This window comes from Streptomyces prasinopilosus (assembly GCF_001419695.1).
Lineage (GTDB): Bacteria > Actinomycetota > Actinomycetes > Streptomycetales > Streptomycetaceae > Streptomyces > Streptomyces prasinopilosus.
The window spans coordinates 1-10,305 of record NZ_LIRG01000310.1 but is presented as its reverse complement, the minus strand read 5'-3'; the positions used below and the strand labels follow the sequence as shown (position 1 = coordinate 10,305).

The 10,305-nt window shown below is 68.9% G+C and carries 9 protein-coding genes, 2 tRNA genes and 1 pseudogene; 3 read left to right on the top strand and 9 right to left on the bottom strand.

The features are described 5' to 3' along the window. Positions 1–613 (top strand): annotated as a pseudogene (locus tag AOK18_RS13990) (hypothetical protein); the annotation flags it as partial. Positions 614–718: 105 nt separating this feature from the next. On the opposite strand, the gene clpX reads toward AOK18_RS13990, so the two are convergent. The 5 genes from clpX to AOK18_RS13965 all read right to left on the bottom strand — a co-directional run bounded on the left by clpX (position 719) and on the right by AOK18_RS13965 (position 5,659). After that, positions 719–2,005, bottom strand: a complete 1,287-nt coding sequence (clpX, locus tag AOK18_RS13985; RefSeq protein ID WP_055570715.1) for an ATP-dependent Clp protease ATP-binding subunit ClpX — start codon at positions 2,003–2,005, stop codon at positions 719–721. Between the two features lie 189 nt (positions 2,006–2,194). Then, the gene (locus tag AOK18_RS13980) at positions 2,195–2,875 is read right to left on the bottom strand and encodes an ATP-dependent Clp protease proteolytic subunit (protein ID WP_055570714.1); all 681 of its coding nucleotides are present in this window, start codon (positions 2,873–2,875) and stop codon (positions 2,195–2,197) included. Between the two features lie 111 nt (positions 2,876–2,986). Further along, positions 2,987–3,595 carry an ATP-dependent Clp protease proteolytic subunit gene (locus tag AOK18_RS13975; protein WP_055570713.1) on the bottom strand — a complete coding sequence of 203 codons (609 nt, stop codon included), beginning with the start codon at positions 3,593–3,595 and terminating at the stop codon, positions 2,987–2,989. A 400-nt stretch (positions 3,596–3,995) separates the two neighbouring features. Continuing rightward, positions 3,996–5,414, bottom strand: a complete 1,419-nt coding sequence (gene tig / locus AOK18_RS13970) for a trigger factor (RefSeq protein WP_055694565.1) — start codon at positions 5,412–5,414, stop codon at positions 3,996–3,998. 168 nt (positions 5,415–5,582) lie between these two features. Then, positions 5,583–5,659 (bottom strand) — tRNA-Pro (locus AOK18_RS13965). Positions 5,660–5,828: 169 nt separating this feature from the next. Here AOK18_RS13965 and AOK18_RS13960 point away from each other — a divergent pair. Further along, positions 5,829–5,902 (top strand) — tRNA-Gly (locus AOK18_RS13960). Positions 5,903–5,968: 66 nt separating this feature from the next. Here the strand turns inward: AOK18_RS13960 and AOK18_RS13955 are convergent. The 4 genes from AOK18_RS13955 to AOK18_RS13940 form a co-directional block, all read right to left on the bottom strand. After that, the gene (locus AOK18_RS13955) at positions 5,969–6,562 is read right to left on the bottom strand and encodes a site-specific integrase (protein ID WP_338119117.1); all 594 of its coding nucleotides are present in this window, start codon (positions 6,560–6,562) and stop codon (positions 5,969–5,971) included. Positions 6,563–6,621: 59 nt separating this feature from the next. After that, on the bottom strand, positions 6,622–7,239 hold the full coding sequence (locus tag AOK18_RS13950) for a nuclease-related domain-containing protein (RefSeq protein ID WP_240503174.1): 618 nt from the start codon (positions 7,237–7,239) through the stop codon (positions 6,622–6,624). A gap of 565 nt (positions 7,240–7,804) precedes the next feature. After that, positions 7,805–8,074, bottom strand: coding sequence for a hypothetical protein (locus AOK18_RS13945; RefSeq protein WP_055694564.1), 270 nt, complete (start codon positions 8,072–8,074; stop codon positions 7,805–7,807). A gap of 304 nt (positions 8,075–8,378) precedes the next feature. Continuing rightward, on the bottom strand, positions 8,379–8,573 hold the full coding sequence (locus tag AOK18_RS13940) for a hypothetical protein (protein WP_055570709.1): 195 nt from the start codon (positions 8,571–8,573) through the stop codon (positions 8,379–8,381). An 811-nt stretch (positions 8,574–9,384) separates the two neighbouring features. Between AOK18_RS13940 and AOK18_RS13935 the strand changes: the two genes are divergently transcribed. Next, positions 9,385–10,305: acyltransferase family protein (locus tag AOK18_RS13935; protein WP_240503172.1), on the top strand; the 921-nt coding region annotated here is incomplete at its 3' end.

Here is a 10,305-nt window from a genome sequence, read left to right as displayed (position 1 = left end):
CGGGGGCGGCGGCGCGGGCGGCCTGGAGGACGACGGGCCGCACAAGCTGTCGGCGCCCAAGACGGTGATGGGCGAGTACACGCGGGTCGGCGAGGGCGGCGAGGACGCGAGTGCCGGCACCACGAAGGACCTGGCCAAGGGCGGCGTGAAGAACGGCAAGTCGGTGGGCGCCCAGTACTCGACGGCCGACTTCAGCGAGTACGACCCCACGAACCCCGACCCGGCCGACATCCCCGGCAAGGAGGAACTGCTCACGGCGAGGGGCGTGACGTTCATCGGCGCCTACGGCGAGGTCGAGGACCCCGAGGCGGCCGTGGACAAGCTCTTCGCCAACATCGAGAAGGAGACCGAGGAGAACTCGTCCAACGAGCTCATGACCGAGCTGGTGGGCGAGCCCGAGGCGGTCGACCTCGACGGCGCGGTCATGAAGTGCCAGGCGGGCAAGGGCAACAACAACCTCACCAAGAAGCCGACCACCAACTGGTTCTGCATCTGGGCCGACTACAGCACGGTCGCCGTCGTCTCCCCCGGTGACAACACCAAGGACATCACGAAGGACGCCGCCGCGGACATCACCACGAAGCTCCGCGACGACGTGCGCGTCCCCGCGTAGGACACCGCGCCTTCCGGCCCGGTGCGGGAACGCCGAAGGGCCCCGGTCTGCCGACCGGGGCCCTTCGCGTGGGCGGGGAGCGGCGGTGGCCGCCGCCTCGCGCCGTTACGCCGTCTTCTGCTCGCCCGGTCCGCGGCCGCGGGCGTCCCGCGGGATCAGGGTCGGGTTGACGTTGGAGAGGACCACGTCCGCGGTGATGACCACGCGGGCGACGTCCTTGCGGGACGGGACCTCGTACATGACGCCCTGGAGGACTTCCTCCATGATGGCGCGCAGGCCGCGGGCGCCGGTCTGGCGCAGGATGGCCTGGTCGGCGATGGCCTCGAGGGCCTCACGCTCGAAGTCCAGCTCCACGCCGTCGAGTTCGAAGAGGCGCTGGTACTGCTTGACCAGCGCGTTGCGCGGCTCGACGAGGATCTGGAGCAGGGCCTCGCGGTCGAGGTTGTGGACCGAGGTGATGACCGGGAGCCGGCCGATGAACTCGGGGATCATGCCGAACTTGACCAGGTCCTCCGGCATGACCTGCTCGAACTGGTCCTTGGACTCGATCTCCCGCTTGGAGCGGATCGTCGCGCCGAAACCGATGCCCTTGGCGCCGGCCCGGCCTTCGATGATCTTCTCCAGACCGGCGAAGGCGCCGCCCACGATGAACAGGACGTTCGTCGTGTCGATCTGGATGAACTCCTGGTGCGGGTGCTTGCGGCCGCCCTGCGGCGGGACGGACGCGGTGGTGCCCTCAAGGATCTTCAGCAGGGCCTGCTGGACGCCCTCGCCGCTCACGTCGCGCGTGATCGACGGGTTCTCGCTCTTGCGGGCGACCTTGTCGATCTCGTCGATGTAGATGATGCCGGTCTCGGCCTTCTTGACGTCGTAGTCGGCGGCCTGGATCAGCTTCAGCAGGATGTTCTCGACGTCCTCGCCGACGTACCCGGCCTCGGTGAGGGCGGTGGCGTCCGCGATCGCGAACGGGACGTTCAGCATGCGGGCGAGGGTCTGGGCGAGGAGGGTCTTGCCGGAGCCGGTGGGGCCCAGCAGCAGGATGTTGGACTTGGCCAGCTCGATGGCGTCCTCGCGGCTCTGGGCGCCGCCGTTCTCCCCCGCCTGGACCCGCTTGTAGTGGTTGTAGACGGCCACGGAGAGGGCCTTCTTGGCCGATTCCTGGCCGACCACGTACCCCTCGAGGAACTCGTAGATCTCGCGGGGCTTGGGGAGTTCCTCCCAGCGGACCTCGCTGGTCTCGGCGAGCTCCTCCTCGATGATCTCGTTGCAGAGGTCGATGCACTCGTCGCAGATGTACACACCGGGCCCTGCGATGAGCTTCTTGACCTGCTTCTGGCTCTTGCCGCAGAACGAGCACTTGAGCAGATCGCCGCCGTCACCGATGCGTGCCACGGTGTGCTTCCCCTTCGCCTGGGAGCCGCCTGGACGTCAACGTCCCACGACTCCTGGTGCTGCCTTATGTCCGACGGTACCTTGCCCGGCCCCCCGTTCGGGCCCCCCTCGGCACGGTTCGCCTCGACGCGAATCGTCATGAACCGTGCCAAGGGGCGGCAGACGATACAGCCTCCCGGGCCCCACGCGTCAGCGCAGGCTGGAGTTGTCCATCTTCCGGGTGGTGATGATCTGGTCGATCAGACCGTAGCTCAGCGCGTCGTCGGCCGTGAGGATCTTGTCGCGCTCGATGTCCTCGCGGATCTTCTCGACCGGCGTGGTGGAGTGCTTGGCCAGCATGTCCTCGAGCTGCGACCGCATGCGGAGGATCTCGTTGGCGGCGATCTCCAGGTCGGAGACCTGGCCGCGGCCGGTCTCGCTGTACGGCTGGTGGATCAGCACGCGCGCGTTCGGCAGCGCCATGCGCTTGCCGGGCGTGCCGGCGGCGAGCAGGACGGCGGCGGCGGAGGCCGCCTGGCCCATGCAGACCGTCTGCACGTCGGGCTTCACGTACTGCATGGTGTCGTAGATCGCCGTGAGGGCGGTGAAGGAGCCGCCGGGGCTGTTGATGTAGACGGAGATGTCCCGGTCGGGGTCCATCGACTCCAGGCACAGCAGCTGCGCCATGACGTCGTTGGCGGAGGCGTCGTCGATCTGCACGCCGAGGAAGATCACGCGCTCCTCGAAGAGCTTCGCGTACGGGTCGTACTCGCGGATGCCCTGGGAGGTGCGCTCGACGAAGCGCGGGATGACGTAGCGGGACTCGGCCGCGGGGCCGGTGTACTCGGCGCGGGCGCGGTCGTACAGGCCGCTGCCGGGGAAGTCGTTCACGGTGTCTCCTGGAAAAGGGCTGAGGCGGTCGGCCGGGGCTGCTGGGGCTGCCACCGGGCCCCGGAGGGGCCGGTGGGGGTCCTACGGGGCCGTGGGGCTCCCGTGGGCCGCTCAGGCCGCCCCGGTGCCGCCGCCGCCCGGCATGCCGGCGGCCGTGGGGATGACGTCGTCGATGAGGCCGTACTCCTTGGCCTCGAAGGCGTCGAACCAGCGGTCGCGGTCCGAGTCGCGGGTGATCTGCTCGACCGACTGGCCCGTGTGCTGGGAGGTGAGCTCGGCCATGCGCTTCTTGGTGTGCAGCAGCCGCTCGGCGTGGATCTTGATGTCCGAGGCCGAGCCGGCCAGGCCGGCGGAGGGCTGGTGGATCAGGATCTCCGCGTTCGGCAGCGCGAAGCGCTTGCCGGGCGTGCCCGCGCTGAGCAGGAACTGGCCCATCGAGGCCGCGAGGCCCATGGCGATGGTCACCACGTCGTTCTTGATGAACTGCATGGTGTCGTAGATCGCCATGCCGGCGGTGATGGAGCCGCCGGGGCTGTTGATGTAGAGGTAGATGTCCTTGTCCGGATCGGCGGCAAGGAGCAGCAGCTGTGCGGTGATCTTGTTGGCGATGTCGTCGTCCACCGGCTGGCCGAGGAAGATGATCCGCTCGTTGAGCAGCCGGTTGTAGACCTGGTCGCCGAGGCCACCACCGATGGAAGGCTCGCCGGCGGCTGAAGGCATCAGATTCGTCACGTATCCACCTGCTCGTCTTACGACGGCGCCGGGCCGTCTCACGTGTTCTGCCGGGGCGTGGGGCCGTCCGGCCGTGCTCGCGGACTCCCCTGCCCTCGTACTCATGGACCCTAACGCGCGGGCCCCTTCGGAGAATCCCGCAGCGGGGGGTGTTCGCTGTGAGCGCAGGGTGCTCCGCCGGGTGCACCGGGTCCCCGCGGCGCGGGTGGATCCGCCCGCGGGAGTCCGCGGGCACGGGCGGCCGGCCGCGCCCGCACGGCGGGCCCGCGGCGGCGGGGCCCCGTGCGGCCGGGTGCCCCCCGCACGGCGGACGGGCCGCCCGTACGGCAGACGGGCCCCGCACACGTGTGCGGGGCCCGTCGTACGTCCGTCAGAGGAGACGTGGGGTTCAGCCCTCGGTCTTCTCCTCGGCCTTGTCGGCCTTCTCCTCGGCCTTGTCCTCGGCGGAGGCCTCGTCGGCGTCCGCGGCGGGGGCCTCGGCGGTCTCGTCCTCTTCCTCGTCCTCGAGGTCGATGATCTCGCCGTTGGTGTCCTTGACCGTGGCCTTCTCGACGACGGAGGCCAGGGCCTTGCCGCGGGCGACCTCGCCGACCAGGAGCGGAACCTGACCGCCCTCGACGACCGCCTGCGCGAACTGGTCGGGGGACATGCCGGAGGAGGCCGCGCGCCGCATGAGGTGCTCGGTGAGCTCCTCCTGGTTGACGTTCAGCTTCTCCTGGTTGACCAGCTGGTCGAGGACGAACTGGGTCTTGATGCCCTTGACCGCGGCCTCGCGGGTCTCGGTGTCGAACTCCTCGGCGGTCTTGCCCTGGATCTCGAGGTACTTCTCGAGGTCGAGGCCCATCTGGCCGAGCTGGTGGTGCTCGAGGTTGTGCTTGCGGGTGTTGATCTCGTCCTCGAGCAGCTTCTCGGGGACGGGGACCTCGACCAGCTCGAGCAGCTTGTCCAGGACGCGCTCCTGGGCCTGCGTGGCCTGGTCGTACTGCTTCATGTTCTCCAGGCGCTTGCGGCTGTCCGCGCGCAGCTCCTCGAGGGTGTCGAACTCGGAGGCCATCTGCGCGAACTCGTCGTCCAGCTCGGGCAGTTCACGCTTGGCGACCTGGGTGACCTTGACGGTGACCTCGGCCTCCTTGCCCGCCGCGGAGCCGCCCTTCAGCTCGGAGGTGAAGGTGGCCTCCTGGTCGGCCGACAGGCCGGTGACCGCGGCGTCGACGCCGTCCAGCAGCTCGCCGGAGCCGATGGTGTAGGAGACGCCGTTGGCGATGCCGTCCTCGAGGACCTCGCCGTCGACCTTGGCCTCGAGGTCGATCGTGACGACGTCGCCGTCCTCGGCGGCGCGCTCCACCGGGGTGGTGGAGGCGAAGCGCTCGCGCAGCTCCTCGACGGCCTTGTCGACGTCCTCCTCGGTGACCTCGACGGCGTCGACCTCGACCTCGATGCCGGAGTAGTCCGGGATCTCGATGGTCGGGCGGACGTCGACCTCGGCGGTGAAGTTCAGCGTCTCGCCGTCCTTCAGCTCCGTGATGTCGACCTCGGGCTGGCCCAGCGGGTTCAGCTCGGCCTCGTTGACCGCGTCGGTGTAGAACTTCGGGAGCGCGTCGTTGACCGCCTCCTCCAGCACCGCACCGCGGCCGAAGCGCTGGTCGATGACCCGGGCCGGGACCTTGCCCTTGCGGAAGCCCTTCACCGTGACCTGCTGGTTGATCTTCTTGTACGCCGCGTCGAGGCTGTCCTTGAGCTCCTCGAAGGGCACCTCGACAGTGAGCCGAACCCGAGTCGGGTTCAGGGTCTCCACGGCGCTCTTCACGGTTCGGTCTCCTTGTGGCTGACTTCTGGATTTCCACCGGGACCAGAACGGTCCGGCCGTTTCGCAGCCCGGAGACTTCAGACGATGAGACACACGGGCGTGCAGCTTGCATAGTAACGGCAGCGGGTACAGCGCCCCAAAGCCGATCACCGGGGGTGATCGGGTGACTGGTCGGGGTGGCGGGATTTGAACCCACGGCCTTCCGCTCCCAAAGCGGACGCGCTACCAAGCTGCGCCACACCCCGTCTGGTGCGACACGTAGGGTACATGCCGACGCCCGGCCGGGCCGCCCCCTTTCACCGGGCGCGGCCCGACCACGGGGGCCGGAACGGGCACGCGGTGTGCGACGAGGGCGCACCACCCGCTACGATGCCTGTCAGTACCGCGCCCCACAGGGCGTGCGGTACGCGCTGTGCGGGCGTAGCTCAATGGTAGAGCCCTAGTCTTCCAAACTAGCTACGCGGGTTCGATTCCCGTCGCCCGCTCCACACGGGTCAGGGCCAGGTCGGAGGATCATTCCTCCGTCTGGCCCTGATCGCATTCCGGGGGCCCGCTCAGTCCGCCGTGTCCCCCGCGTGCCCCTCGGGCTTTTGATCTTCCTTTTCCGTGCCCGTTCGGGTCTTCTTCCGACCCCGGTTGACAAGACCGGAAACGGCGTCGGCGATCAGCCGGTCCCGTTCGGCACTGGCGTGCTGGTAGATCAGCGCGGCGCGGGCGGTGATGTGACCCATGCATGCCATCAGCTCGCGCGTGCTGGCTCCCGTCGATGCGGCGAGCGTGTTGCCGGTGTGCCGAAGATCATGGAAGTGCAGGCCCTTGACACCGGCATCGCGGCACGCCTTGCGCCACAGCCGGTTGAAGTGGTTCCGGCGCGGGGACGCACCCTTCGGTCCGATGAACACTCGCCCGTCCGCACCCGGTTCGGCGTACCGCGTCGGATGCTCGCGGATGCCCGGAACGATCAGGGTCGGGATGGACACGGTTCTCTTGCCGGCAGCGCTCTTGAGAGCCTTGATCTCCCGTCGCCCGTTGTTGAGTTCCGCGACCGACCGGCGAACGCGCGCGGCACCCTGGTCGAGGTCGATGCCACGGCGGTGCAGGCCGATCAGCTCTCTCCAGCGCAGCCCGAGGAAACCTGCCATGAGCACGAGCGCCCGGGGACATGCGCGCCCTCGCGCATGCGCTGGGCTACACCAGCGAGACCTGATCAGCCGGCCCAGGTTCGGGCGTTTCGCGCCACGGCGTAGATGCGCGCCACCTGATCCGGCAGGAGCATCGGCGACAGCCCCGACAGGACTCCGGCGAGTCGTTCGACCGGAAGGACGAGCACCGGCGGATTGACTCCCTTGATCGTGAGCTTTGCTGCGTGCACCACAGAGATCACGGGGCGGACGGGAACGTCGACTCCGCAGCGTGCGGTCAAGGCCCGCGAGATGCGCCGAGCCTCGGCCTGACTAACCGCGACATGCCGAGTCGAGAAGCCGTTCACCGTGATGGCGGTATCGCCGTACCAAACGGTCTTCCCTCGGTGCCGTTGGGAGTTGACGGAGAAGACGCCGGCGGGACCGATGGCGAGGTGGTCCACATCCGCGCCGCTCGCCCATTGGATGGCGTGGAGGGTGAACCAGCCACGGCCCCTGAGTCGGTCCAGCATCCGGCCGGTAAGCCGTTCACCTGTAAGTCCGTCCGCCCAGCTACGGATCTCCGAGTCGGGCCGCCAGCGATCGATCAGCCTCAGCACCGGATTCGGCTGCAACTCCCGGATCTTACGGCGCACCGCATCGCCCGGCCGGTTCTGCGCCAAGTCATCCGGTAAAGGCTGCACCCTGCCTCCTCGTGTGCGCCCTGCACTCCCAGACCACCACGGAGGCATTACCAGCGCCAAGCCCTGTATCGGCCACGAGCTGTTACAGGTTTCTCTACCTCGTCAGGGCCCGCGCACGGCGCGGGCGCGCGCCGCCTCTGCGGCGCGGTCTGCCTCCTGTCTCCGCCTTGGCTGGCCCCGCCCGGCGGCGCGCCGCGTGCAGGGAGCAGGTGGGAGCAACCCGTACAGCCCATGGAGAGGGGCGGCATCGCTGAGCGGTTTACGTGGCACGAGCGCCGCCGACTGCGGCCAAGGCCGTTGTGCTGTCGATCAGGCAAGCAGCGGAAGGGGTGGGGCCGGGCGGCCAGGCCGGGCAGAAAAGGGCGGCATAACCAGGCCGCCGTACCGCCGCCGTCACTGATGCCACAGCGTGAACGGACCAGTGCCGGGAGATGGGTTGAGGGGGAGCAGCTGCTGCCGCGATGTGGCCGAGCCCGTCATGGGCGCTCCGCTAAATGCCCCACCATCGTGGCTAAGCGTTCGGCTGTCAGGCCGTCCCTGGGCCGCACCGGGCCGTTCTCACTGCTCAGACTTCCTGCGTGCGGATCGACGTCCACCAGGCGGTGAGGCGGTCCGCCATTCCATCCACGTCGTAAGGGCGGCTCAAGCCGAAGTGCTCCGTCAGCTCGTGCCATAGGAACTCCCGCATCTCTGCCCGCTCAGCTCCGCGAGTCAGCCGACTGAGGATCGGGCCTATGAGGCAGTCGTACTCGTCCTGTACAAGATCGGCCACACCGATCGGGTCCCACTCGTTGAGCAGATACCGCAGGTTGTCCTGTGCGTCCACGGGCTCCATCGCGCCAGGGTGCCACCGTGATCAGCTCCGGGCCACCCAATTGCGGTACCACAGCGAAGTACTGCCTCGACAGAGGTTGTGGTCGGCGTGCCTGTTCCGTGCCCGGTCAGGCGGGATCTTCCGGGGACTCACGGGGAACCGCGGCGTCAGTTGCGCTCCGGACCAGGTCAGGGGCTTGGCAGGTCAGCCGCGATCCGCATACGGCGTCTTCCAAACCAGCTACTCGGGTTCGATTCCCGTCGCCCGCTCCATACGGTTCGGGGCCGGCCGGAGGTTCGCTCCTCCGCCGGCCTCGTTCGCGTTCTCAGAAGCTGATCGAGTTGATCATGTCCGCTATCGAGTCCATGAAGCGGTTGATCGACGGGGCCATGCCCGTCGAGGCGAGGAAGAAGCCGAAGAGGATCGCGACGAGCGCGGGTCCGGCCTTGATGGATCCGCCTCTGATCATTACTACAAGGATGATCGCCAACAGCAGCACCACAGACAGTGAAATGGCCACAACTGATCACACCCTTGGTCGGTCCGCTCGTCCGGTCCGGGCGACGCATCCCCGCGCACCCCGCCAGAACCATCGTGCCACCAACAGGGGCGGCCTATGCGGCTCGTGACGCATCATCCGCCTCACACCGGTCGGCGGTCCCGCGCGCGTCCGTCCGCGCGAGGCGAACGGACGTGCGCGGCAGGGGTGTCGGGCGGGTGCCGCGCCGGGACGGGGAGGGTCCCGCCCGGGCGCGGAGCGGAACCCGCACGGGGTCGACGGCGCGGCCCCGCACGGGAATTCGACTCGTCACTCGCGGATGAAATCCGACCGGACCGGCGCCATTCCCGCACAACTCCCCGGCGGGCATTCCCCCTTACCGCCGCACCTATCCCGACAAGCCCCCAGCCAGGCCCCGGAGAGGAATGAAGCGGACACCCTTTCGGCAGGGCCGAGGGGGCATACGTCCACCTTTCACCCGTGAGAAACCGGGGCAAGAAGGGCGTACCGGGCGCCCCGGGCCCTGGCCGGACGGCGCGTTCGGTGCGCGCCGTCCGTCATGCCGTCATGCCGTCCGGCATTCACGGATCGCGGGGGTCCGGAAAGGGGAATCGGAATGGCGGGGGAGTTTTACGCTTCCCGCGGTGAACGCTAGGGTGCCTCAGATGTTCCACGCTGCCTCGTCCCCCGGAAGCGCAGCGAGTGCGCCGGTCCCCTCCTCCCCGCGTCCCCGGCGGGTGGCCCTGTGACGGACTCGCCCCGCCCGAACGGCAACCGCAGGACGCCGCCTTCCCCGGCCCCGTCACCGGGAACCGGCGCGCCGCCGGCCGGCGTGCCGAGGAGCGGGGCGCCGGAGTCCGGCAAGCCGCGGGACGCGTTCTTCGACAACGCCAAGTACCTGGCGATCGTGCTGGTGGCCATAGGCCACTTCTGGGAGCCCATCAAGGGCGGCAGCCGGTTCATGGAGGCCGCGTACACCGTCGTGTACGCCTTCCACATGCCGGCCTTCATCATCGTCTCCGGTTTCTTCTCGCGCGGCTTCGACCTGCGTCCCGACCGGCTGCGGCGGCTGGTCACCGGCGTCGTCGTGCCGTACGTCGTCTTCGAGACGGCCTATCCACTCTTCAAGCGGGTCGTCGACGGCGATCCGCGGCAGGAGATCAGTCTTCTCGACCCCTGGTACCTGACCTGGTTCCTGTGCGCGCTGTTCGTCTGGCGGCTGACCACGCCGATCTGGAGGGCGGTGCGCCACCCGCTGCCGCTGGCGCTCGGCCTCGCCATGCTGGCGAGCGTCTCCCCGGGGATCGGCGACGACCTCGACCTGCAGCGCGTCCTGCAGTTCTTGCCGTACTTCGTGCTCGGCCTGTGCCTGAGGCCCGAGCACTTCCACCTGGTGCGCCGCCGCTCGGTGCAGATCCTGGCGGTGCCCGTGTTCGTCTCCGCGCCGGCACTCGCCTGGTGGGCGGAACCCCGGATGACCACCGGGTGGCTCTACCACCGTGACTCCGCGCAGGAGCTGGGCGCGCCGTGGTGGGCCGGTCCGGTGATGGTGCTGGTGCTGTTCGGCTGCTCCCTGCTGCTGACGGCCTGCTTCTTCGCCTGGGTGCCGGGCCGCCGGCTGTGGTTCACGGCGCTCGGCGCGGGCACCCTGTACGGCTACCTGCTGCACGGCTTCGTGGTGAAGGCCGGTGACTACCGGGGCTGGTTCGACACCTTGGTGCCGGACGGGCCGGCCGGCACCAAGGTGTCGAAC